General features: G+C 60.6%; 20 protein-coding genes and 2 tRNA genes. 1 reads left to right on the top strand and 21 read right to left on the bottom strand.

Annotation, left to right across the window (positions count from 1 at the left end; translation table 11 throughout):
* Positions 1-115: 115 nt before the first annotated feature.
* From truB to rlmE, 13 genes are all read right to left on the bottom strand, one after another.
* Positions 116-1,033: a tRNA pseudouridine(55) synthase TruB gene (gene truB / locus ACW4TB_RS24040; protein WP_046788155.1), complete on the bottom strand. Its 918-nt coding sequence runs from the start codon at positions 1,031-1,033 to the stop codon at positions 116-118.
* A 3-nt stretch (positions 1,034-1,036) separates the two neighbouring features.
* On the bottom strand, positions 1,037-1,435 hold the full coding sequence (rbfA, locus tag ACW4TB_RS24035; protein ID WP_012312655.1) for a 30S ribosome-binding factor RbfA: 399 nt from the start codon (positions 1,433-1,435) through the stop codon (positions 1,037-1,039).
* A gap of 115 nt (positions 1,436-1,550) precedes the next feature.
* Positions 1,551-4,082: a translation initiation factor IF-2 gene (gene infB / locus ACW4TB_RS24030; protein ID WP_279933642.1), complete on the bottom strand. Its 2,532-nt coding sequence runs from the start codon at positions 4,080-4,082 to the stop codon at positions 1,551-1,553.
* Between the two features lie 27 nt (positions 4,083-4,109).
* The gene (nusA, locus tag ACW4TB_RS24025; RefSeq protein ID WP_012312653.1) at positions 4,110-5,591 is read right to left on the bottom strand and encodes a transcription termination factor NusA; all 1,482 of its coding nucleotides are present in this window, start codon (positions 5,589-5,591) and stop codon (positions 4,110-4,112) included.
* A gap of 59 nt (positions 5,592-5,650) precedes the next feature.
* On the bottom strand, positions 5,651-6,109 hold the full coding sequence (rimP, locus tag ACW4TB_RS24020) for a ribosome maturation factor RimP (protein WP_042111874.1): 459 nt from the start codon (positions 6,107-6,109) through the stop codon (positions 5,651-5,653).
* 130 nt (positions 6,110-6,239) lie between these two features.
* A tRNA-Met gene (locus tag ACW4TB_RS24015) sits at positions 6,240-6,316 on the bottom strand.
* Between the two features lie 98 nt (positions 6,317-6,414).
* Positions 6,415-6,500: transfer RNA gene (locus tag ACW4TB_RS24010), tRNA-Leu, on the bottom strand.
* Positions 6,501-6,521: 21 nt separating this feature from the next.
* Positions 6,522-6,914: a preprotein translocase subunit SecG gene (gene secG / locus ACW4TB_RS24005; RefSeq protein ID WP_279933641.1), complete on the bottom strand. Its 393-nt coding sequence runs from the start codon at positions 6,912-6,914 to the stop codon at positions 6,522-6,524.
* A 4-nt stretch (positions 6,915-6,918) separates the two neighbouring features.
* Positions 6,919-7,674 carry a triose-phosphate isomerase gene (gene tpiA / locus ACW4TB_RS24000; protein ID WP_012312650.1) on the bottom strand — a complete coding sequence of 252 codons (756 nt, stop codon included), beginning with the start codon at positions 7,672-7,674 and terminating at the stop codon, positions 6,919-6,921.
* A 66-nt stretch (positions 7,675-7,740) separates the two neighbouring features.
* A complete protein-coding gene (gene glmM / locus ACW4TB_RS23995) occupies positions 7,741-9,081 on the bottom strand; it encodes a phosphoglucosamine mutase (RefSeq protein WP_012312649.1) in 1,341 nt (446 codons plus the stop codon).
* A gap of 16 nt (positions 9,082-9,097) precedes the next feature.
* Entirely contained in the window at positions 9,098-9,949 is an 852-nt protein-coding gene (gene folP / locus ACW4TB_RS23990) for a dihydropteroate synthase (RefSeq protein ID WP_046788151.1), read from the bottom strand.
* 8 nt (positions 9,950-9,957) lie between these two features.
* Positions 9,958-11,871 (bottom strand): ATP-dependent zinc metalloprotease FtsH, encoded by a 1,914-nt coding sequence (gene ftsH, locus ACW4TB_RS23985; protein WP_455843093.1) that lies wholly within the window; start codon positions 11,869-11,871, stop codon positions 9,958-9,960.
* Positions 11,872-12,065: 194 nt separating this feature from the next.
* Positions 12,066-12,692, bottom strand: coding sequence for a 23S rRNA (uridine(2552)-2'-O)-methyltransferase RlmE (gene rlmE, locus ACW4TB_RS23980; protein WP_012312646.1), 627 nt, complete (start codon positions 12,690-12,692; stop codon positions 12,066-12,068).
* A 102-nt stretch (positions 12,693-12,794) separates the two neighbouring features.
* Between rlmE and yhbY the strand changes: the two genes are divergently transcribed.
* Positions 12,795-13,103, top strand: coding sequence for a ribosome assembly RNA-binding protein YhbY (gene yhbY / locus ACW4TB_RS23975; RefSeq protein WP_003249945.1), 309 nt, complete (start codon positions 12,795-12,797; stop codon positions 13,101-13,103).
* A 12-nt stretch (positions 13,104-13,115) separates the two neighbouring features.
* Here yhbY and ACW4TB_RS23970 read toward each other — a convergent pair whose 3' ends face one another.
* The 8 genes from ACW4TB_RS23970 to grpE form a co-directional block, all read right to left on the bottom strand.
* Entirely contained in the window at positions 13,116-13,565 is a 450-nt protein-coding gene (locus tag ACW4TB_RS23970; RefSeq protein ID WP_012312645.1) for a hypothetical protein, read from the bottom strand.
* Positions 13,543-14,019 carry a transcription elongation factor GreA gene (greA, locus tag ACW4TB_RS23965; RefSeq protein ID WP_039602474.1) on the bottom strand — a complete coding sequence of 159 codons (477 nt, stop codon included), beginning with the start codon at positions 14,017-14,019 and terminating at the stop codon, positions 13,543-13,545. The genes ACW4TB_RS23970 and greA overlap by 23 nt, the downstream gene beginning before the upstream one ends.
* Positions 14,020-14,021: 2 nt before the next feature.
* Positions 14,022-17,243: a carbamoyl-phosphate synthase large subunit gene (gene carB / locus ACW4TB_RS23960; RefSeq protein WP_012312643.1), complete on the bottom strand. Its 3,222-nt coding sequence runs from the start codon at positions 17,241-17,243 to the stop codon at positions 14,022-14,024.
* 105 nt (positions 17,244-17,348) lie between these two features.
* Positions 17,349-18,485 carry a glutamine-hydrolyzing carbamoyl-phosphate synthase small subunit gene (gene carA, locus ACW4TB_RS23955; protein ID WP_039602472.1) on the bottom strand — a complete coding sequence of 379 codons (1,137 nt, stop codon included), beginning with the start codon at positions 18,483-18,485 and terminating at the stop codon, positions 17,349-17,351.
* Positions 18,486-18,858: 373 nt separating this feature from the next.
* Positions 18,859-19,662 carry a 4-hydroxy-tetrahydrodipicolinate reductase gene (dapB, locus tag ACW4TB_RS23950; RefSeq protein WP_012312641.1) on the bottom strand — a complete coding sequence of 268 codons (804 nt, stop codon included), beginning with the start codon at positions 19,660-19,662 and terminating at the stop codon, positions 18,859-18,861.
* A gap of 13 nt (positions 19,663-19,675) precedes the next feature.
* Positions 19,676-20,800, bottom strand: a complete 1,125-nt coding sequence (gene dnaJ, locus ACW4TB_RS23945; RefSeq protein WP_012312640.1) for a molecular chaperone DnaJ — start codon at positions 20,798-20,800, stop codon at positions 19,676-19,678.
* A gap of 197 nt (positions 20,801-20,997) precedes the next feature.
* Positions 20,998-22,923, bottom strand: a complete 1,926-nt coding sequence (dnaK, locus tag ACW4TB_RS23940) for a molecular chaperone DnaK (protein ID WP_237859328.1) — start codon at positions 22,921-22,923, stop codon at positions 20,998-21,000.
* 101 nt (positions 22,924-23,024) lie between these two features.
* Positions 23,025-23,579 (bottom strand): nucleotide exchange factor GrpE, encoded by a 555-nt coding sequence (gene grpE, locus ACW4TB_RS23935; RefSeq protein ID WP_012312638.1) that lies wholly within the window; start codon positions 23,577-23,579, stop codon positions 23,025-23,027.
* Positions 23,580-23,631: the final 52 nt, after the last annotated feature.

Here is a 23,631-nt window from a genome sequence, read left to right as displayed (position 1 = left end):
GGGTCCAATAGGCCAGGGACAAATCCCTGTATTAATAAAAAAGGTGTGACCGTGCCTACTGACAGCCACCCTTGTACCCGCAGGCCACAGCATAAGCCGAAGCCCCCGGTTTCGATCATTCCGACCGAATCAGTCGACGCGGCGCAATACGCCCGTCTTCGCTCACTTCACCGATACCGATGAAACGACCATTGTGATCCTGTACCCGGACCATGCCAAATTGCGGCGCGTCCGGAGCACGTACCGCCTGGCCATGCAGCCAGTAGAACGCACTGTGTTCGGACAAGCCGATCAGCGGCCAGTCCTGCAGGCCACTGTCCGAAGGCATGAGGAAGCGATCGAGCGCTTCGTTGCCACCTTCGGCGTGGGCCTGTTCGAGTTCCTCGAGGGTCACGGTCTGGGCCAGCTCGAAGGGCCCGGCGTGGGTCCTGCGCAGCTCGGCAACATAGGCGCCGCAGCCGAGGGCCTCGCCGATATCCTCCACCAGGGTGCGGATATAGGTGCCTTTGCTGCATCCTACGCTCAGCCGTGCACGGGTGCCTTCGCACTCGAGCAACTCCAAGCGGTTAATAGTAACAGAACGCGCCTCGCGCTCCACTACCTCTCCTGCACGTGCCAGCTTGTAAAGCGGCTGACCATCACGCTTGAGCGCCGAGTACATCGGCGGTATCTGGCTGATCGGGCCGCGAAAACGTGGCAGTAGCGCCTCGATGTCGGCACGACCAACGGTCACTTCACGGGTTTGCAGGACCTCGCCTTCTGCATCGGCAGTATTTGTAGTCTGCCCCAGCTGCATGACGGTCTCGTAGCCCTTGTCGGAATCGAGCAGGTACTGCGAAAACTTGGTCGCTTCGCCGAAACACAGCGGCAGCACGCCGGTGGCCAACGGGTCGAGGCTGCCGGTGTGGCCGGCCTTTTCTGCGTTGAGCAACCAGCGCACTTTCTGCAGTGCGGCGTTGGAGGTGAACCCCAGAGGCTTGTCGAGCAGGATGATGCCGCTGACGTTGCGGCGGATACGTTTGACCTGGGCCACCGGTTACTCCTTGGTGTCCTGCTCGTCGGTATCCTTGTGCAGGCGGTCTTCGGCCACTGCACGCTCGATCAGCGCCGACAGGTGGACACCACGGCTGACGCTCTCATCGAAATGGAAGTGCAACTGCGGCACGCTGCGCAGCTGCATCGAGCGGCCCAGGTGCAGGCGCAAGAAGCTGGCAGCGCTGTTCAGCGCCTTGAGCGACTGCTGCACTGCGTCCGGCGTTTCTTCACCCATGACGGTGATGAAGACCTTGGCATGGCCCAGGTCGCGGCTGACGTCCACGGCGGTGATGGTCACCAGGCCGACGCGTGGGTCCTTGACTTCACGGCGGATCAGTTCTGCCAGCTCGCGCTGCATCTGATCACCGATACGTTGGGTACGGCTGTATTCTTTGGCCATTCTTGCTACCTGTAACTTAAAGCGGCAAACGCCCGGTCAGGCTGAAGCCTGACCGGGCGCTACCTACTGAGGGCTGCCCACCGCCCTGGGGCGGGGGCTGACACCCTGCTCGCCCTTAAAGGGTACGAGCAACCTGGACTTTCTCGAAGACTTCGATCTTGTCGCCGACCTTGACGTCGTTGTAGCTCTTGACGCCAATACCGCACTCCATGCCCGAACGCACTTCTGCAGCGTCGTCCTTGAAGCGACGCAGCGATTCCAGCTCGCCTTCGAAGATGACCACGTCGTCGCGCAGTACGCGGATCGGACGGTTGCGGTACACGGTACCCTCGATGACCATACAGCCAGCGATGGCGCCGAACTTCGGCGAACGGAACACGTCACGCACTTCGGCGACACCCAGGATGTTCTCGCGAACATCGCTGCCGAGCATGCCGGTCAGGGCCTTCTTGACGTCTTCGATGATGTCGTAGATCACGTTGTAGTAACGCATATCCAGACCTTCCTGCTCGACGATCTTGCGCGCACCGGCATCGGCACGCACGTTGAAGCCGAACAGCACCGCATTGGACGCCAGCGCCAGGTTGGCATCGCTCTCGGTGATACCACCGACGCCGCCACCGATCACGCGAACCTGAACCTCGTCGTTGCCCAGGCCGCCGAGCGAACCCTGCAGTGCTTCCAGGGAACCGCGCACGTCGGTCTTGAGGACGATGTTGAGGGTCTTCTTCTCTTCCTGACCCATGGTCTCGAAGATGTTTTCCAGCTTGCCGGCGTGAGCACGGGCCAGCTTGACCTCGCGGTACTTGCCCTGACGGAACAGTGCAACTTCGCGGGCCTTCTTCTCGTCGGCAACCACGGAGAGCTCATCACCGGCTTCCGGAGTGCCATCCAGGCCAAGGATTTCAACCGGGATAGACGGGCCGGCTTCCCTAACAGGCTTGCCGTTCTCGTCCAGCATGGCACGCACGCGGCCATAGTTGGAGCCGCACAGGACCATGTCGCCCTGACGCAGGGTACCGTCCTGAACCAGGATGGTCGCCACCGGGCCGCGGCCCTTGTCCAGGCGCGATTCGACAACCACACCACGACCAGGCGCGGTCGGAGTAGCCGTCAACTCGAGGACCTCGGCCTGCAGCAATACGGCTTCAAGCAGTTCGTCGACGCCGGTACCCATCTTCGCCGAAACCTTGACGAACGGCGTGTCACCACCCCATTCCTCGGAGGTCACGCCCTCGACGGACAGCTCGTTACGGATGCGATCGAGGTCAGCACCAGGCTTGTCGATCTTGTTCACCGCAACCACCAGAGGGACGCCAGCTGCCTTGGCATGCTGAACGGCCTCACGGGTCTGTGGCATCACGCCATCGTCCGCCGCCACCACCAGGATGACGATGTCGGTCGCCTTGGCACCACGGGCACGCATCTGAGTGAACGCAGCGTGGCCTGGGGTATCGAGGAAGGTGACCATGCCGCGGTCGGTTTCCACGTGGTAGGCACCGATGTGCTGGGTGATACCACCGGCTTCGCCAGCGGCAACCTTGGCACGACGGATATAGTCGAGCAGCGAGGTCTTGCCATGGTCAACGTGACCCATGACGGTAACGACCGGTGCACGCGACTCGGCCTGACCTTCGAATTTCAGCGATTCGGCCAGGGAATCTTCCAGGGCGGTATCGCTGACCAGGGTAACCTTGTGGCCCAGCTCTTCTGCGATCAGCTGAGCGGTTTCCTGGTCGAGCACCTGGTTGATGGTGACCGGAGTGCCCATCTTGAACATGAACTTGACGACTTCAGCGGCCTTGACCGACATCTGCTGCGCAAGCTCCGAGACGGTGATGGTCTCGCCGATGGTCACGTCACGGATGACCGGACCGGTCGGGTTCTGGAAGCCATGCTGGTTGCGCTTCTTCAGCTTGCCCTTGCCACCACGACCACGGCGAGCGCCATCGCTCTCTTCATCGGTGGTGCGCGGAGCGGCACGAGGGGTCGGAGCCTTTTCTTTCTCCTTCACCTTGACCTTGATCGACACACGTGGCGCCTCGCCACGGCGACGGTCGTCATCGCGAGTACGGCTTTCGTTGCGACGGGTCTCGTCCTTCTTGCGCTCGGCAGCACGGGCTGCAGCGTCTTCGGAAGCCGGGGCGTCAGCGACGACCGGTGCTGGTGCCGGAGCAGCAGCAGCCGGTGCCGGCTCGGCCTTGGCAGCCGGCGCAGCGGCAGCAGTAGCGGTCGCGTGGCGACGAGCCTGCTCTTCGTTACGCTGGCGAACGTCGGCATCGACCTTGTCACGCGCGGCATTTTCAGCCGCACGACGCTCGTCCTGCTCACGTTTCTGCTCAGCCTGAATCTCTTCAGGGCTGCGCTGAACGAATACTTTCTTCTTGCGTACTTCTACGCTGATGCTTTTGCTACCGGCGACACGCAGGGTGCTGGTGGTCTTGCGCTGCAAGGTAATCTTGCGCGGCTCTTCCGCCTTGCTCTTGTGGCTGCTCTTCAAATGGGTCAGCAGAGTCTGCTTCTCATTGTCGGTCACTACCTGACCGGCGTCGGTGTGCGGCAGACCTGCCTCACGCATCTGCTGCAGCAGGCGCTCTACCGGTGCCTCGACCTCTTGGGCCAGTTCTTTCACCGTGACTTGCGTCATGCACTTCTCTCCTCAGGCCGCGCCTAATTACTCGAACCAGTGGGCTCGGGCGGCCATGATCAACTTGCCGGCACGCTCTTCGTCGATGCCGTCGATGTCGAGCAGGTCGTCAATCGACTGCTCGGCCAGGTCTTCGCGGTTAACCACGCCGCGCACCGCCAGTTCCGCCGCCAGGTCCTTGTCCATGCCCTCAAGGGAGAGCAGGTCTTCGGCCGGATGGGCGTCTGCCAGTTTTTCTTCGGTAGCGATGGCCTTGGTCAACAAACGGTCCTTGGCTCGAGCGCGGAGCTCATTGACGATATCCTCGTCAAAGCCATCGATGTTGAGCATTTCTTCCAACGGTACGTAGGCAATTTCTTCGAGGCTGGTAAAGCCTTCGTCGACCAGCACTTGGGCCAGCTCCTCGTCGACTTCCAGTTCCTCGATGAAGTTGCGCAGGATGTCACCGGTTTCCGCCTGCTGCTTGGCCTGGATATCCTTCTCGGTCATCACGTTCAGGGTCCAGCCGGTCAACTGACTGGCCAGGCGAACGTTCTGACCACCACGGCCAATGGCCTGGGCCAGGTTGTCCTCGGCAACGGCGATGTCCATGGCATGGGCATCTTCGTCAACGATGATCGCCGCGACTTCAGCCGGCGACATGGCGTTGATGACAAATTGCGCCGGGTTCTCGTCCCACAGGACGATATCCACACGCTCGCCACCCAGCTCGCCGGATACGGCCTGGACGCGCGAACCGCGCATGCCGATACAGGCACCCTGCGGGTCGATGCGCTTGTCCTTGGAGCGGACGGCGATCTTGGCACGCGATCCCGGATCACGGGAAGCGGCCATGACTTCGATGAGGCCTTCTGCGATTTCCGGCACCTCGATGCGGAACAGTTCGATCAGCATCTGTGGCGCGGTGCGCGACAGGATCAGCTGCGGACCGCGGTTCTCGGTGCGGATTTCCTTGAGCAGCGCACGCAAGCGCACGCCAACCCGGAAGGTCTCACGTGGAATGATGTCTTCGCGAGCCAGCAGCGCCTCGGCGTTGTTGCCCAGGTCGACGATGACGTTGTCGCGGGTAACCTTCTTGACAGTACCGGAGATGATCTCGCCAACGCGTTCGCGGTAGGCATCGACCACCTGGGCGCGCTCGGCCTCACGGACCTTCTGCACGATGACCTGCTTGGCGGTCTGGGCGGCGATACGACCGAATTCGATGGACTCGATCTTCTCCTCGATCACGTCACCCACCTTGGCTTCAGGGTGAGTTTCGTGAATCTTGGCCAGCCAGGTCTCGATTGCCGGATCGTCCAGATCGGCTTCGTCGACCACGGTCCAGCGACGGAAGGTCTCGTAGCTACCGGTGTGGCGGTTGATTTCCACACGCAGGTCGACTTCGTCTTCAAAACGTTTTTTGGTTGCAGTAGCCAAAGCCACTTCCAGCGCTTCGAAAATGACGCCGGGCGGTACACCTTTTTCGTTGGATACCGATTCAACAACCAGCAGTACTTCTTTGCTCATCGTACGCCTCGCCTTGCGCAAGCCATTGGGCCCGGATAGTCCGCCGGGCCCGGCACGTCTCAGTCAAAACTGGGAATAATATTGGCCTTGTCGATCGAGTCGATCGGCAACAGAAACTCGTGACTGTCCACCTGGACCACCACATCCTGCTCCTCCACACCGCGGAGAAGGCCCTGGAAGTTACGACGACCCTCGAAGGGCGTACGCAGCTTGATCTTCACTTGTTCGCCGGCATGCGAGGCAAACTGTTCCAGCGTGAACAGCGGGCGATCCATGCCTGGAGAGGACACCTCAAGGGTATATTCACTGCTGATCGGATCTTCCACATCAAGAATGGCGCTGGCCTGACGGCTGACCGCTTCACAGTCCTCCACCAGAATGCCGCCTTCCTTGTCGATATAGATGCGCAATACCGAATGCTTACCCTGGGAAACGTACTCGATCCCCCAGCATTGATAGCCCAGACCCTCGACCACCGGGGCCAACAAGGCCTGCAACTGTTCTAGCTTGCTCGACACCTGAACCCCCTCGTGCATGCTGTGCAAATAAAAAATGGGCGAAGCGCCCATCCCTGAAAGCGCCGTTGGACAACGACGCCGTAAACTGTTCGGCTAGCAAAAAGCCCCTGAAAAGGGGCTCCGCTGAAGCTGGTTGCGGGGGCTGGATTTGAACCAACGACCTTCGGGTTATGAGCCCGACGAGCTACCAAGCTGCTCCACCCCGCGACAAAGCTGGGGCGAAAGTATAAGACTGAACCCGTCGCTGGGTCAATCTAACCTCCACCTGCAAGAAAGCCCGCTAAAGCGGGCTCTCAAGCTTTAATTGGTACCGAGAAGGGGACTCGAACCCCTACACCCTATGGGCACAACCACCTCAAGGTTGCGTGTCTACCAATTCCACCACCTCGGCAATATTACTTCTTGAAACCCGTTACTTCTGCTCTTCGACTGGAGGAGGTACGTCACCCGCTGGGGTGGTTTCGCTCTTCTGCTCCTGGAGCACCGGTACATCATCATTTACTGCCGGCTTTGGCTGTTTCACTTCCAACACCGCTGGATCCGGAAGTCCCGCCTGACCAAGCTGGTGAGCTTGTTGCTTGGCGAAGTATCCTAACCCAAGTGCTGTCAAAAAGAAAGTGGCAGCAAGTATAGCAGTGAATTTACTCAGGAAGGTAGCAGAACCTTGGCTTCCGAACACAGTATTTGAAGCACCTGCGCCGAAAGATGCACCTGCTTCCGCACCCTTACCCTGTTGCAACAGTACCAGCACTACAAGCGACAGCGCTGCCAACAGATGAAAAACAACGATGACTGTTTCCAGCATTTGTTCAGTTTCCTGCGGCGCGACAAATTGCACCGAATTCGTCTGCGTTCAGGGATGCTCCACCAATGAGCCCCCCATCAATATCCGGCATGCCGAACAGTTCGGCCGCATTGGCCGCCTTCACGCTACCGCCGTAGAGAAGCTGCACATTCTGCGCAACTTCGGCGTCCTTCGCTGCCAACTGCTTACGGATGGCTGCATGCACATCCTGAGCTTGCTGCGGCGAGGCCGTCAAACCTGTACCGATGGCCCATACAGGCTCATAGGCAATTACTGCATTGGCAAAAGCGGCAATACCGAACGCGTCGATAACACTGCTTAGTTGACGCCCTACAACTTCAAGCGTCTTGCCCGCTTCGCGCTCCTCCAGAGTTTCCCCTATGCAGAGCACCGGCGTCAAACCACTTTTCTGAGCAGCTGCAAACTTGCGATTAAGCACTTCTTCACTTTCACCGATAACCTGGCGACGCTCCGAGTGACCAATCAACACAAACTTGCAACCCACTTCAGCCAACTGACTCGGTGCAACTTCACCAGTCAGCGCACCCTGCTCGGGCTGTACTGCAGAATTCTGTGCTCCAACGGTGATTCCTTTGCCTTTGAGACCATCAATGACTTCATTGATGAACAGGGCCGGAGGAAAAACCGCGACTTCGATACCTTCGGGAATGAGCATATTGCCCAAGCCCTGAGTCAGCTCAGCGACGCTGGCGCGGGTACCGTGCATCTTCCAGTTACCAGCTACCATGGGGCGACGCATGCTTTACCTCGTCGGTCAAAGTGGGCGCAGATCTTACCCAACCAGATCTGCGCTGGCAAGCCCAATTCAGACACAAACTTCAGCGACCAGTTTGGCCAGGGCTTCGGCATGCGTGCGCACCTGGTTTTCGTCGTCACCTTCAACCATCACCCGCACCAATGGCTCGGTGCCCGACTTGCGCAACAGCACACGCCCACGCCCCGCCATGTCTTCAGTAACCCTGGCACTGGCTTCCTTGACGGCCGGATGCTCCAGCGGGTCGACCTTGCTGGCGCCGAAACGCACATTGATCAACACCTGCGGGCACTTGCGCAAGGCCTGGCGAGCCTGCGCCAGGGTCTCACCGCGACGTCTGAGGGCCAGCAGGACCTGCAGTGCGGCAATGATCGCATCACCGGTGGTGGTGTGATTGCAGCACACGACATGCCCGGAATTTTCACCCCCCACCAGCCAGCCGCGTTCCAGCAGCTCGGCCATGACGTAACGGTCGCCAACCTTGGCCCGTACAAAAGGAATATCCAGGTCCTTGAGCGCAAGCTCCAGACCCAGGTTACTCATCAGCGTACCGACCACCCCGCCCTGCAGCTTGCCCCGCTCGTGCAGGTCCCGGGCGATGATGAACAGCAGCTCGTCACCATCGACGATCGCGCCGGTATGGTCGACCATCAACACCCGGTCACCATCACCGTCGAAGGCAATGCCCAAGTCGGCGTGACCGACCAGCACTGCCGCCTGCAGCGACTCGATGTGGGTCGAGCCGCAGTTTTCGTTGATGTTCAGGCCATCAGGCTGCGCATGCAGCACCGTCACTTCGGCACCCAGCTCACGGAACACGCTCGGCGCGACTTTGTAGGTGGCGCCATGGGCGCAGTCGACCACCAGCTTGAGGCCTTCGAAGCCGGTGCTGGTCGGCACACTGCTCTTGCAAAACTCGATGTAGCGGCCAGCGGCATCGTTGATGCGCGAAACCTTGCCCAGCTTGCTCGAGTCGACCACCGTCATCGGCTGGTCAAGAAGCTCCTCGATCATCAGCTCGATTTCGTCGGGCAGCTTGGTGCCCTGGCCTGAGAAGAATTTGATACCGTTGTCATCGTGCGGGTTGTGCGAAGCACTGATGACGATACCCGCTTCAGCATGGAAGGTACGGGTCAGGTAGGCGATGGCCGGAGTAGGCATCGGCCCGAGCAGCAAGACATCAGCACCCGCAGCAGAAAGGCCCGCCTCGAGCGCGGACTCGAACATGTAACCGGAAATGCGCGTGTCCTTGCCCACCAACACGCGGCAGTTACCCTGCTTGCGGAAGGCCATGCCCGCCGCCCAGCCCAGCTTCAGCATGAAGTCAGGGGTGATCGGGTATTCGCCGACGCGGCCACGGATGCCGTCGGTACCAAAGTATTTTCTGCTCATAGGGACTCCAATGTTCTTATTCGGCGTTCTGTACCGCAGCAATCATGCGTACCACATCGGCGGTCTCGGCCACATCATGGACGCGCAGAATGCTGGCACCCTTGGTCATGGCCAAAGCCGCCAGCGCCAGGCTGCCGTACAGCCGCTCACCAACCGGACGATCCAGCGTCAGGCCGATCATGCTCTTGCGTGAAACACCCACCAGCAACGGGCGCCCGAGACTGTAAAGTGCTTCCATATGCTTGAACAGGCTCAGGTTATGCGCCAGTGTCTTGGCGAACCCGAAACCCGGGTCGAGGATGATGCGTTCGGCACCGATACCCGCTGCTGCGCAAGCCGCCATCCGCTGTTCAAGATAGCGCGTTACATCGGCGGTCACATCCTCGTAATGCGGGTCGTCCTGCATGTTCCCCGGCTCACCGCGCATGTGCATCAGGCACACCGGCAGCCCGGTATCTGCAGCGGCATCGAGGGCGCCATCGCGCTCCAGCGCACGCACGTCGTTGATCAGGCCAGCACCGAGGCGAGCCGACTCACGCATGACGGCAGGCGTGGAGGTATCGACCGAAATGACCACATCAAGGCGACTATTGATCGCTTCGACCATCGGCGCCACACGCTCGAGCTCCTCGGTCACCGAGACCGCACGGGCGCCCGGGCGAGTCGACTCGCCGCCGATGTCGATCAGCGTTGCGCCCGCCGCAACCATGGCTTCTGCATGACGCAGAGCCTCGTCGCGCTGACTGAAGCGCCCGCCATCAGAGAAAGAATCGGGGGTGATGTTGAGGATACCCATGACATGGGTACGGGACAAATCAAGAACCCGGTTGCCGCAAGGCAACCGGGTCGGGTACAGCTTAGAGCTCATAGATGCCCTTAGTGTTGAGCCGCTGGGCCGCCGATCGGCGATTCAGGGCGATCATTCTGGGCAGCAGGCGTGCCCGAAGTCTTGTCGTCATCCCAGTCACGCGGCTCGCGAGGCGTACGACCGGACATGATGTCGTCGATCTGGTCGGCGTCGATGGTCTCGTACTTCATCAGCGCTTCGGCCATGGCATCGAGCTTGTCGCGGTTGTCGGTCAGCAGCTGTTTGGCAGTGGCATAGCACTGGTCAATGATGCTGCGCACTTCCGAGTCGATCAGCTTGGCCGTTTCGCCAGAAACACTGGCGTGCTGGCTGCCGGCGCTGCGGCCGAGGAAAACCTCGCCCTCTTCTTCGGCATACATCAACGGGCCGAGCTTCTCGGACAGGCCCCACTTGGTGACCATGTTCCGGGCAATCTGGCTGGCACGCATGATGTCGTTCGAGGCACCGGTGGTAACACCGTCGAAGCCCAAGGTCATTTCTTCGGCGATACGGCCACCGTACAGCGAGCAGATCTGGCTGATCAGTGCACGCTTGGACAGGCTGTAACGGTCTTCCTCGGGCAGGAACATGGTCACACCCAGGGCGCGACCGCGCGGGATGATCGAGACCTTGTAAACCGGGTCATGCTCAGGCACCAGGCGACCAACGATGGCGTGACCGGCCTCGTGGTAAGCGGTGTTCTGTTTTTCCTTCTCGGACATGACCATGGTCTTGCGCTCGGCGCCCATCATGATCTTGTCTTTGGCCAGTTCGAACTCTTTCATCTCGACCAGGCGCTTGTTCGAGCGCGCAGCGAACAGCGAGGCTTCGTTGACCAGGTTGGCAAGGTCAGCACCGGAGAAGCCTGGAGTACCACGGGCAATGACTGCCGGGTTGACGTTCTCGCCGATCGGAACCTTGCGCATGTGTACTTTGAGGATCTGCTCACGACCACGGATGTCTGGCAGGCCGACCACCACCTGGCGGTCGAAGCGGCCAGGACGCAGCAGGGCCGGGTCCAGTACGTCCGGACGGTTGGTGGCAGCGATGACGATGATGCCATCGTTCATTTCAAAGCCGTCCATCTCGACCAGCAACTGGTTGAGGGTCTGCTCACGCTCGTCGTGACCGCCGCCCATACCGGCGCCACGATGGCGACCAACGGCGTCGATCTCGTCGATGAAGATAATGCACGGGGCGTGCTTTTTGGCCTGCTCGAACATGTCACGCACACGGCTGGCACCCACACCGACGAACATCTCGACGAAGTCCGAACCGGAAATGGTGAAGAAAGGCACCTTGGCTTCGCCGGCAATGGCCTTGGCCAGCAAGGTCTTACCGGTACCCGGCGGGCCAACCATCAGCACACCACGCGGGATGCGGCCACCCAAGCGCTGGAACTTGCCCGGGTCGCGCAGAAACTCGACCAGCTCGCCGACTTCTTCCTTGGCCTCGTCGCACCCTGCAACGTCAGCCAAAGTGGTCTTGACCTGGTCTTCGGACAGCAGGCGCGCCTTGCTCTTGCCAAAACTCATCGGCCCGCCCTTGCCGCCTGCACCGCCCTGCATCTGGCGCATGAAGAACATGAACACGGCAATGATCACCAGGATCGGGAAGCTCGCCACCAGCAGCTGAGTCCAGATGCTCTGCTGCTCAGGCTGCTTGCCTTCGACGACCACGTTATTGTCGACCAGGTCGCCGATCAGGCCGTTATCGGTAATGGCCGGGCGAACGGTCTTGAAGCTGTCGCCGTCGGCGCGCTTGCCGGTAATGATGTAGCCGTCGACGGTCACACGCTCGACCTTGCCATCCTTGACCTGCTGGATGAAGTCGGAGTAGTTGAGGGTCTGCGGCTCGTTAGGGCTGGAGAAGTTGTTCATCACTGTCACCAGGACAGCTGCGATGATCAACCACAGGATCAGATTCTTTGCCATGTCGTTCAATTCGCTACCCTCTGAGGCCGGCGCACGACGCAGCCGTGCCTCGCATGATATTCATCGCCCTAACTTACTACATTACCTACGCAACCGCAGGCACCGTCTGTAACCCTTTGTGAAATCTAGACTACACGAAGTTCGGACAATCCAGACGGGGCAGCCGATTGGAATTAACTATCGACCACCCCGCAGCAGGCCATTCAAGCGCCCTTGAAACCCTTACCCAACAGGTACTGTTCACGCGAGCGATCCCGCGAAGAGGACGGCTTGCGCATCTGCACCTTGTCGAACTTGGTGCGCACATCCTTCAGGTACATGTCAAAGCCTTCGCCCTGGAAAATCTTGATCAGAAAATCACCGCCGGGCTTGAGCACACGGGTTGCCAGGTCCAGGGCCAACTCACAGAGGAACATGGCGCGCGGCATGTCCACCTCAGGCGTACCACTCATATTGGGGGCCATGTCGGAAATCACAAGGTCTACGTGCGAATCACCGACCGCATCGAGGATCTGCTGCAAGACCTCATCCTGGGTGAAGTCGCCCTGAATAAAGGTAACGTCCGGGATCGAGTCCATTTCCAGGATGTCCGAAGCGATCAGACGGCCCTGGCCACCAATCAGACGACTGGTCACTTGCGACCAGCCACCCGGCGCCGCGCCCAGGTCGATCACGCTCATGCCTGGGCGGATCAGGCGGTCTTTCTCCTGGATCTCAAGCAGTTTGTAGCTCGCACGCGAGCGGTAGCCATCCTTCTGCGCCTGCTTAACAAAAGGGTCGTTAAAATGCTCTCGCAGCCAGTTAGCGCTGCTTTTGGAACGTTGTACCACGGGGCACCTCGATGATATGCGTCGTGTTTGACTGGGCGGAGCCACAGGCCCTCGGGTAAAATGCCCGTCAATTTTACAGAATCAGACGGAAAGGGTCAGATTATGCCGCTCAATAACGAGCAGAAGAAGCAATACAAATCCATTGGTCATGACCTGAAACCGGTCCTGATCGTTGCTGGCAACGGTTTGAATGAAGGCGTGATCGCCGAACTGGAGCGCGCACTGGTCGACCACGAGCTGATCAAGGTCGAAATTCGCTCGGAAGATCGCGAAGAGCGCGCCGAGACCATCGCAGAGCTGTGCAAGGCCGGCCGCGCCGAGCTGGTGCAGACCATCGGCAAGAAAGCGCTGATCTACCGCAAGAACCCACAGCCGAACAAACAGCTGTCCAACATCCACCGCTACAAGTAACGGTGGCGCCGATCAGTGGCGCGCTTGGCGCGCCCTGACCGGTACCGGTTGAGCCACCAGCACGATGCCGGAAAAACCCAGAACCAGAAAACAGAACATCTGCCAGCGCTCGCCGACCGAGATGCCATAGCGCAAGGTGTAGTACCCCACGCAGGCCGCAAAGCCGAGCAACAGCATCTGGCCACGAAATTGCCGCCACCAGGCCGCCAGGCCATCGACCCTCGCCAGTACTGCCAGCTGCGTCAGCAGCCCGAGCAACGCCACGCCAATCAACCAACGGTCAATCTGCCCGGCGATATCCTGTACCAGCAAAGGTGCCAGGCCACTGACCTTGAGCGCGGGCACCAGCCCAACATGGAACACCCAAAGGCCACCGACCCAGAAAACCTGGGCCAGTTGCCAGAGGATCCCCTCAAGGGATGGCGCCCGCAGGCGCCGGTCAGATGTGCTTGACTTCGACAATCTCGTACTCGACCGAGCCGCTTGGCGTCTTGACGACGACAGTATCACCTTCTTCCTTGCCGATGATGGCACGGGCGATCGGTGCGCCGCTCGAGAGCTTGCCTTGCTTCACGTCGGCTTCATCCTCACCAACGATCTGGTAGCTCACCTCTTCATCGGTTTCAGTGTTGGCCAGCACCACAGTGGTGCCGAAAATCACCTTGCCGGTGTGAGGGATAGTGGTCACATCGATCACTACCGAGTTCTGCAGACGGCCTTCGATGTCGCGGATACGCGCCTCGACCATGCCCTGCTCCTCACGGGCGGCATGGTATTCGGCATTTTCCTTGAGGTCGCCCAGTTCGCGTGCTTCGCCAATGGCCTGACTCAGGCGCGGGCGCTCGGTCTTGCTCAGGAACAGGTGTTCCTCTTCCAGGGCGCGAGCGCCCTGAACGGTCATCGGATACTTGGTAATGCTCATGCTTTAAGTCCTGCATGCAGATCCTGCAAGCGACGAACGGTCTTTTCAGGGCCGAATTTCAGCGCTTCGCAGATGGCTTCACCAGCCGCAATGGTCGTGGTGCAGTAGATCTTGTGCTGCAACGCATTGCGACGAATCGAATAGGAATCGGCAATCGACTGACGGCCTTCGGTGGTGTTGATGATCAACGACACTTCGTCGTTCTTGATCATGTCGACCACGTGCGGACGGCCTTCGGTCACCTTGTTCACGCGGCGCACTTTCAGGCCAGCCGCCTCGATGACCTTGGCGGTACCTGCAGTAGCGACCACTTCGAAGCCCAGGGCGATCAGGTCACGGGCAACGCCAGCCACTTGCGGCTTGTCGTCGTCACGTACGCTGATGAACGCGGTACCGCCCGTTGGCAGCACTTCGCTGGCACCCATCTGAGCCTTGGCGAACGCTTCACCGAAGCTGTCACCGACACCCATGACTTCACCGGTCGATTTCATCTCAGGGCCGAGGATCGGGTCAACCCCCGGGAACTTGGCGAACGGGAAGACGGCTTCCTTGACGCTGTAGAAGTTCGGGATGATTTCCTGGGTGAAGCCCAGCTCTTTCAGGGTTTTGCCAGCCATGACGCGGGCAGCGATCATCGCCAGGGAAGTGCCGATGCACTTGGACACGAACGGCACGGTACGCGAGGCGCGCGGGTTGACTTCGATCACGTAGATCTTGTCGCCCTGCAAGGCCAGCTGCACGTTCATCAGGCCAACCACGCCCAGCTCCAGGGCCATCTTGCGCACCTGGTCGCGAACCTGGTCCTGCACGTCCTTGCTCAGCGAGTAAGGCGGCAGCGAGCACGCCGAGTCACCGGAGTGAACGCCGGCCTGTTCGATGTGCTGCATGATCGCGCCGATCACCACGTCGGTGCCGTCGCAGACCGCATCCACGTCCATCTCGATGGCGCAGTTGAGGAAGTGGTCCAGCAGTACCGGGCTGTCGTTGGACACTTGCACGGCTTCACGCAGGTAGCGCTTGAGCTCGTCCAGTTCGTAGACGATCTCCATCGCACGGCCGCCCAGTACGTAGGAAGGGCGCACCACCAGCGGGTAACCGATACCGCCCGCGGCACGGATGGCTTCTTCTTCGCTGCGCACGGTAGCGTTTGGCGGCTGCAGCAGGTTCAGGCGCTGAACCATCTGCTGGAAGCGCTCACGGTCTTCGGCACGGTCGATGGCGTCCGGGCTGGTACCGATGATCGGTACGCCGGCCTCTTCCAGGGCGCGAGCCAGTTTCAGCGGGGTCTGGCCGCCGTAGTGGACGATGACGCCCTTGGGCTTCTCGACGCGGCAGACTTCCAGCACGTCTTCCAGGGTCAACGGCTCGAAGTACAGGCGGTCGGAGGTGTCGTAGTCGGTGGAGACGGTTTCCGGGTTGCAGTTGACCATGATGGTCTCGTAACCGTCTTCACGCAGTGCCAGTGCCGCGTGTACGCAGCAATAGTCGAACTCGATGCCTTGACCGATACGGTTAGGGCCGCCACCCAGGATCATGATCTTGTCGCGGGTCGACGGGTTGGCCTCGCACTCTTCCTCGTAGGTGGAGTACAGGTAGGCGGTGTCGGTGGCGAACTCGGCAGCGCAGGTGTCGACGCGCTTGTACACCGGGAACACTTCCAGCTTGTGGCGGTGACGGCGCAGGTTCTTGTCGGTGATGCCGAGCAGCTTGGCCAGACGCTGGTCCGAGAAGCCCTTGCGCTTGAGGCGCAGCATGTAGTCCTTGTCGATCGCCGACAGGGCCAGGGTCTTGACCTTCTCTTCTTCCTTGATCAGGTCTTCCATCTGAACCAGGAACCACATGTCGATGCCGGTCAGGGCGAAGATCTCTTCGCAGGTCATACCCGAACGCATGGCGTCAGCCACGTACCAGATGCGCTCGGCACCCGGCACGGTCAGCTCGCGCTTGAGGATGCCGGCGGCTTCCGGGCTGGCCAGGTCGACTTTAGGGTCAAGACCGCAAGCACCGACTTCCAGGCCGCGCAGGGCTTTCTGCAGGGATTCCTGGAAGGTACGGCCGATGGCCATGACTTCACCCACGGACTTCATCTGGGTGGTCAGGCGGGCGTCGGCTTTCGGGAATTTCTCGAAGGCGAAGCGTGGCAGCTTGGTGACGACGTAGTCGATCGACGGCTCGAAGGACGCCGGAGTACGGCCGCCAGTGATGTCGTTCTGCAGTTCGTCAAGGGTGTAACCAATGGCCAGCTTGGCGGCGATCTTGGCGATCGGGAAGCCAGTTGCCTTGGAAGCCAGCGCCGAGGAACGCGAAACACGCGGGTTCATCTCGATCACGACCATGCGGCCGGTGTTCGGGCAGATACCGAACTGCACGTTGGAACCGCCGGTTTCAACGCCAATTTCACGCAGCACCGCCAGCGAGGCGTTGCGCATGATCTGGTATTCCTTGTCGGTCAGGGTCTGCGCTGGAGCAACGGTGATCGAGTCACCGGTGTGCACGCCCATCGGGTCGAAGTTTTCGATCGAGCAGACGATGATGCAGTTGTCCTTTTTGTCGCGGACCACTTCCATCTCGTACTCTTTCCAGCCGATCAGCGATTCGTCGATCAGCAGCTCTTTGGTCGGCGACAGGTCCAGACCACGGGTGCAGATTTCTTCGAACTCTTCACGGTTGTAAGCGATACCACCACCTGTGCCACCCATGGTGAACGACGGGCGGATGATGCATGGGAAGCCAAGCTTCTCAAGGACCGCATTGGCCTCTTCCATGCTGTGGGCGATACCGGAGCGCGGGCACTCCAGGCCGATGTCCTTCATGGCCTTGTCGAAGCGCGAGCGGTCTTCGGCCTTGTCGATGGTGTCGGCGTTGGCACCGATCATCTCTACGCCGAACTTCTCCAGAACGCCGTGGCGCTCCAGGTCCAGGGCGCAGTTCAGTGCGGTCTGGCCACCCATGGTCGGCAAAACGGCGTCCGGGCGCTCTTTTTCGATGATCTTGGCCACTGACTGCCACTTGATCGGCTCGATGTAGGTGGCGTCGGCCATGGCCGGGTCGGTCATGATGGTGGCTGGGTTGGAGTTCACCAGGATGACGCGGAAACCTTCCTCACGCAGGGCTTTACAGGCCTGGGCGCCGGAGTAGTCGAATTCACAGGCCTGGCCGATCACGATCGGGCCAGCGCCGAGAATCAGGATGCTTTTGATGTCTGTACGTTTTGGCATGGTGGTCACTCAAATCCGGGGTCAGTCGGCAAGCCGCTTTGAACAATCTGGGTCAGGCGCTTCCGGGCGCGGCGGGTGCCGGCCCGGGGCCTTGAAGCAGGATGCTCAGCGGCGCTTGGCCATGGCATCGGTGAAACGATCGAACAGTGGCGCGACGTCGGTCGGGCCCGGGCTCGCTTCAGGGTGGCCCTGGAAGCTGAACGCGCTCTTGTCGGTACGCTCGATACCCTGCAGGGTGCCGTCGAACAGCGACTTGTGGATGGCGCGAACGTTACCCGGCAGGGTGGCTTCGTCTACGGCGAAACCGTGGTTCTGGCTGGTGATCATGACCACGCCGGTGTCCAGGTCCTGGACCGGGTGGTTGGCACCATGGTGGCCGTGGCCCATTTTCACGGTCTTGGCGCCAGAGGCCAGCGCCAGCAGCTGGTGGCCCAGGCAGATGCCGAACACCGGAATATCGGTGTCGAGGATCTCTTTGATCGCCTGGATCGCGTAGTCGCATGGCTCTGGATCACCAGGGCCGTTGGACAGGAACACACCATCAGGGTTGAGCGCGAGCACTTCGCTGGCCGGGGTCTGGGCAGGCACCACGGTCACGCGGCAGCCACGGGCGACCAGCATGCGCAGGATGTTCAGCTTGACGCCGTAGTCGAAGGCAACAACGTGGTACGGCAGCTCGGAAGCTTCCAGGGTCGGGTGGCTGTCGGTTTTCAGCTCCCAAACGCTGGAGCGCCACTCGTAACGCTCCTTGGTGGAAACGACCTTGGCCAGGTCCATGCCCTTGAGGCCCGGGAAGGCGCGGGCAGCGGCGATGGCGGCTTCTTCGCTGATGTTGTCACCGGCGAGAATGCAGCCGTTCTGAGCGCCCTTTTCACGCAGGATACGGGTCAGGCGACGGGTGTCGATGCCGGCGATGGCAACGACATTGTTGGCCTTGAGGTAGTCAGGCAGCGACTGGGTGTTACGCCAGTTGCTGGCCAGCAGCGGCAGGTCACGGATGACCAGGCCGGCGGACCAGACACGGTTCGACTCGGCGTCTTCCGGAGTGGTACCGGTGTTGCCAATGTGCGGGTAGGTCAGAGTAACGATTTGCTGCGCGTAGGAAGGGTCTGTAAGGATTTCCTGGTAGCCGGTCATAGCGGTGTTGAATACCACCTCACCAACGGTCTGACCGTCGGCTCCGATGGCTTCACCGCGAAAAATACTGCCGTCGGCAAGGGCGAGTATGGCTGGCTTTGTCAAGAAGACCTCCCGTAAATCAAGCATGAAAGGGCGATCGCAGGTTGCAAAAAAGCGGAGTGACGTATGGACACGTCACCCCGCTTCTATGTGCTGAATTCAATTCGCTGCGCGCTTTTAGTGGACACACTAAAGCTGTAGCTTACAGAAAAGTGCTTTTTTGGTCTACCGTAAATGTGCCTCTAAAACACATGATTGCGACAGGCTGACCTTCTTGGGCAATGAACACGCGCGTAGGAGCGGCCTTGTGTCGCGAAAGGGCTGCGTAGCAGCCCTAGCTTTCTGCGGCGCTGCCGAGATCCCTGGGGCCGCTGCGCGACCCTTTCGCGACGCAAGGCCGCTCCTACAGGGATCACATGTACCCCGAGGGAACGGCTTAACGCAGCTCCAGCACATCCTGCATGTCGTACAAGCCCGCCTCACGCCCATCCAGCCACAGCGCGGCACGCACCGCACCCTTGGCGAAGGTCATGCGGCTGGAAGCCTTGTGGGTGATTTCCAGGCGCTCACCTTCAGCGGCGAACAGCACGGTGTGGTCACCGACCACATCGCCGGCACGCACAGTCGCAAAGCCGATGGTCTGGCGATCACGCGCGCCCGTCTGGCCCTCACGACCATACACCGCCACTTCCTGCAGATCACGACCCAGGGCATTGGCAACCACCTCACCCATGCGCAGCGCAGTGCCTGACGGCGCATCGACCTTGTGCCGGTGATGCGCCTCGATGATCTCGATGTCGACATCATCGCCCAGCACCCGCGCCGCCATGTCCAGCAACTTCAGGCTGAGGTTGACGCCTACGCTGAAGTTGGCGGCGAAGACGATCGGGATGTCCTTACCCGCCTCGGCCAGCAGCTGCTTCTCCTCGCTGGTGAAACCGGTGGTGCCGATGATCATCGCCTTGCCATGTTTGCGGCAAAACGCCAGGTTCTTCAGGGTCACCGAAGGGTGAGTGAAGTCGATCAGCACATCGAAATCGTCGGCAACCTTGGCCAGGTCATCCGACAGCAGCACGCCGATACGACCGAGCGCCGCCAACTCACCGGCATCCGCCCCCACCAGCGAGCTGTCCGGGCGATCGATCGCCGCCGTCAGCCCAGCACCCTGGGTTTGCTGCACAGCTTCGATCAGGGTCTTGCCCATCCGCCCTGCCGCGCCCATCACTGCAATACGTCGCATAGCCTGTTCCTTGTCAGAGATCGCCGAAGAAGCGCTTCACGCCATCGAACCAGCCATTGGCCTTGGGCGAGTGGGAGCTGTCGCCTTCGAGCGAGTCACGCAGCTCTTCGAGCAGTTCACGCTGGCGACGGCTGAGGTTGACCGGGGTCTCGACCGCAACGCGGCACAGCAGGTCACCCGCACCACCACCACGTACCGGTGCAACACCTTTGCCACGCAGGCGGAACTGCTTACCGGTTTGCGTGCCCTCAGGGATCTTCAGCTTCACACGACCATCGAGGGTCGGCACTTCCAGCTCGCCACCCAAAGCGGCATCGGTATAGCTGATAGGCACTTCGCAATACAGGTGCTTGCCGTCACGCTGGAAAATCTCGTGCTCACGCACGTTGATCACCACGTAAAGGTCGCCGGTCGGGCCACCATGGGTGCCTGCCTCGCCTTCGCCGGAGAGGCGGATGCGGTCGCCAGTGTCGACGCCGGCCGGCACTTTGACCGACAGGGTCTTGTATTCCTCGACACGGCCTTCACCGTGGCACGAACCGCAAGGGTCGGTGATGATCTTGCCCTGGCCATGGCAGCGCGGGCAGGTCTGCTGCACCGAGAAGAAGCCCTGCTGCATGCGCACCTGGCCGATACCGCCGCACGTCGGGCAGGTCGACGGGGTCGAACCCTTCTTCGCACCGCTGCCGTCACAAGGCTGGCAGTTGACCAGGGTCGGCACGCGAATACTGACCGTCGTGCCGCGAACGGCTTCTTCCAGGTTCAGCTCCAGGGTGTAGCGCAGGTCGCTGCCGCGCGCAGCACCACCACGACCACCGCCACGACCACCACCGAAGAAGTCACTGAACACATCGCCAAAGATGTCGGAGAAGTTGGCGCCACCGAAGCCTGCACCACCGCCACCCATGCTCGGGTCGACGCCGGCGTGACCATACTGGTCGAACGCCGCTCGCTTGCTCGCGTCAGACAGCACTTCGTAGGCCTCATTGGCCTCCTTGAACTTGTCTTCGGACTCTTTGTCGCCCGGGTTACGGTCCGGGTGGTACTTCATCGCCAGGCGGCGATAAGCCTTTTTCAGGTCTGCTTCACTGGCGCCGCGCTCGACACCCAGGACCTCATAATAATCACGCTTGGACATAGGTCATTTGCACCTTGTTGGGCGTTCGGCATCCGCGCCGCGCCGTCAGCACCCGCCTGAAGACCCGATGCGGCCCAGACAAATGCTGTAAAAATTCTCGAATTCCAGATACGCCAACGCGGGAGCAAGCCCCCGCGCGGCGACATCCTACCAGCTCACCGCCAAACGGCGGTGGGCTGGCCGACAACATGCAACGATTACTTCTTGTCGTCGCCTTTCACTTCTTCGAACTCGGCGTCAACCACGTCATCGTGCTTGGCTTCCGGCTCGGCCTGCTGAGCGCCGCCCTGAGGCTGTTCGGCCGACTGCTCGGCGTACATCTTCTGGGCTACCGGCGCGGAGACCTTGGACAGCTCTTCGACCTTGGCATCGATGGCAGCCTTGTCGTCGCCTTTGACAGCGGCTTCCAGGGCAACCACGGCCGCTTCGATGGCAGTCTTCTCTTCGGCAGTGACCTTGTCACCGGCGTCAGCGACCATCTTGCGGGTCGAGTGAACCAGCGCGTCACCCTGGTTGCGGGCAGCGGCCAGCTCTTCGAACTTGCGGTCTTCCTCGGCATTGGCCTCGGCGTCACGCACCATTTTTTCGATCTCTTCGTCGGACAGACCGGAGTTGGCCTTGATCACGATCGACTGGGTCTTGCCGGTGGCCTTGTCTTTGGCGCCGACGTGCAGGATGCCGTTGGCGTCAATGTCGAAGGTCACTTCGATCTGCGGAACACCACGCGGTGCTGGCGGGATGTCAGCCAGGTCGAACTTGCCCAGCGACTTGTTCTGCGAAGCCTGCTTGCGCTCACCCTGCAGCACGTGAATGGTCACTGCGCCCTGGTTGTCGTCGGCAGTCGAGAACACCTGCGACTTCTTGGTCGGAATGGTGGTGTTCTTCTCGATCAGCGGGGTCATCACGCCGCCCATGGTTTCGATACCCAGGGTCAGCGGGCTGACGTCCAGCAGCAGTACGTCTTTCACGTCACCGGCCAGTACGGCACCCTGGATGGCAGCGCCCATGGCAACTGCTTCGTCCGGGTTGACGTCCTTGCGAGCTTCCTTGCCGAAGAAGTCGGCTACGGCCTTCTGAACCAGCGGCATACGGGTCTGGCCACCGACCAGGATCACGTCGTCGATCTTGCTGGCGTCGATGCCCGCGTCTTTCAGGGCGATGCGGCAAGGCTCGATGGTACGGTTGACCAGGTCTTCCACCAGCGACTCCAGCTTGGCGCGGGAGATCTTCACGTTCAGGTGCTTCGGACCGGTCGCATCTGCAGTGATGTACGGCAGGTTCACGTCGGTCGACTGAGCGGAGGACAGTTCGATCTTGGCCTTCTCAGCAGCTTCTTTCAGACGCTGCAGGGCCAGAGGGTCGTTCTTCAGGTCCATGCCCGACTCTTTCTTGAACTCGTCGACGAGGTAGTCGATCAGGCGCATGTCGAAGTCTTCGCCACCCAGGAAGGTGTCGCCGTTGGTGGCCAGTACTTCGAACTGGTGCTCACCGTCGACTTCGGCGATTTCGATGACCGATACGTCGAAGGTACCACCACCCAGGTCATAAACGATGACTGTGTGGTCGCCCTTCGCCTTGTCCATGCCATAGGCCAGCGCAGCAGCGGTCGGTTCGTTGATGATGCGTTTTACGTCCAGACCCGCGATGCGACCGGCGTCTTTGGTGGCCTGACGCTGGCTGTCGTTGAAGTAGGCCGGAACGGTGATGACCGCCTCGGTGACTGGCTCGCCGAGGTAGTCTTCGGCGGTCTTCTTCATCTTTTTCAGGACTTCGGCGCTGATCTGTGGCGGCGCCATTTCCTTGCCGGAAGCTTCGACCCAGGCGTCACCGTTGTTAGCCTTGACGATCTTGTACGGCACCAGCTTGATGTCTTTCTGCACGACATCTTCTTCGAAGCGGCGGCCGATGAGGCGCTTCACTGCGAACAGGGTGTTGTGCGGGTTGGTGACGGCCTGGCGCTTGGCCGACTGGCCAACCAGGATTTCGCCGTCATTGGCGTAGGCCACGATCGAAGGGGTGGTACGCGCACCTTCGGCGTTTTCGATGACCTTGACGTTACCGTTTTCCAGAATGGAGACGCACGAGTTGGTGGTCCCCAGGTCGATACCGATGATTTTGCCCATGTTTACTCTCCCGAAACTTGAATTTGGTAGCAGCGACTACTTTGGCCAACTGCGGTAATACTTGAAGGCTTGACACCTAGATGGGGATGCCCCGTCGGATTTCAAGCCTTTTCATCGATCGAAGGCTGCGGCGCGCTCGGCGCCTTGCTGACCACCACCATGGCAGGGCGCAGCAGGCGGCCATTGAGCAGGTAGCCCTTCTGGAACACGTTCAGCACGCTGTTAGGCTCTACCTCGGCGCTTTCCTGCATGGCCATGGCCTGATGGTGCTCGGCATTGAACGGCTGGCCGTGCGGGTCGATGGCTTCGAGGTTGTAACGCTTGAGGGTGTCCTGGAACATCTTGAGGGTCAGTTCGACGCCTTCACGGATCTTCTTCACCTGCTCATCTTCAGCGCTGGAGTGCGCCAGAGCCAGCTCCAGGCTGTCGATCACCGGCAACAGGTCGCCGGCAAACTTTTCCAGGGCGAACTTGTGCGCCTTCTCGACATCCTGCTCGGCGCGGCGACGCACGTTCTGCAGATCGGCAACGGCACGCAGGGACTGATCCTTGGCGGCGGCCAGCTGCTCCTCGAGCTCTTGAACGCGGGCGCCGTTATCCACTGCACCAGCCTCTTCGGCGTTAAGGTCTTTCTCATTCAGCTGTTCGTCAGCCATGGGGTCTCTCCTCCGCAATCTCTGTAGTACGAGCAAAGCTCGCCGTGTCTGC

This window comes from Lelliottia jeotgali (assembly GCF_977070485.1).
This window is presented reverse-complemented; position numbering and strand designations above follow the sequence as displayed.

What these genes read in the sequence shown, in the direction of transcription:
- dnaK (WP_237859328.1), bottom strand. Translation starts at nt 22,923, where the DNA reads ATGGGCAAAATCATCGGTATCGACCTGGGGACCACCAACTCGTGCGTC.
- carB (WP_012312643.1), bottom strand. Translation starts at nt 17,243, where the DNA reads ATGCCAAAACGTACAGACATCAAAAGCATCCTGATTCTCGGCGCTGGC.
- dnaJ (WP_012312640.1), bottom strand. Translation starts at nt 20,800, where the DNA reads ATGTCCAAGCGTGATTATTATGAGGTCCTGGGTGTCGAGCGCGGCGCC.
- yhbY (WP_003249945.1), top strand. Translation starts at nt 12,795, where the DNA reads ATGCCGCTCAATAACGAGCAGAAGAAGCAATACAAATCCATTGGTCAT.
- tpiA (WP_012312650.1), bottom strand. Translation starts at nt 7,674, where the DNA reads ATGCGTCGCCCCATGGTAGCTGGTAACTGGAAGATGCACGGTACCCGC.
- nusA (WP_012312653.1), bottom strand. Translation starts at nt 5,591, where the DNA reads ATGAGCAAAGAAGTACTGCTGGTTGTTGAATCGGTATCCAACGAAAAA.
- infB (WP_279933642.1), bottom strand. Translation starts at nt 4,082, where the DNA reads ATGACGCAAGTCACGGTGAAAGAACTGGCCCAAGAGGTCGAGGCACCG.
- rbfA (WP_012312655.1), bottom strand. Translation starts at nt 1,435, where the DNA reads ATGGCCAAAGAATACAGCCGTACCCAACGTATCGGTGATCAGATGCAG.
- secG (WP_279933641.1), bottom strand. Translation starts at nt 6,914, where the DNA reads ATGCTGGAAACAGTCATCGTTGTTTTTCATCTGTTGGCAGCGCTGTCG.
- dapB (WP_012312641.1), bottom strand. Translation starts at nt 19,662, where the DNA reads ATGCGACGTATTGCAGTGATGGGCGCGGCAGGGCGGATGGGCAAGACC.
- grpE (WP_012312638.1), bottom strand. Translation starts at nt 23,579, where the DNA reads ATGGCTGACGAACAGCTGAATGAGAAAGACCTTAACGCCGAAGAGGCT.
- folP (WP_046788151.1), bottom strand. Translation starts at nt 9,949, where the DNA reads ATGAGCTCTAAGCTGTACCCGACCCGGTTGCCTTGCGGCAACCGGGTT.
- glmM (WP_012312649.1), bottom strand. Translation starts at nt 9,081, where the DNA reads ATGAGCAGAAAATACTTTGGTACCGACGGCATCCGTGGCCGCGTCGGC.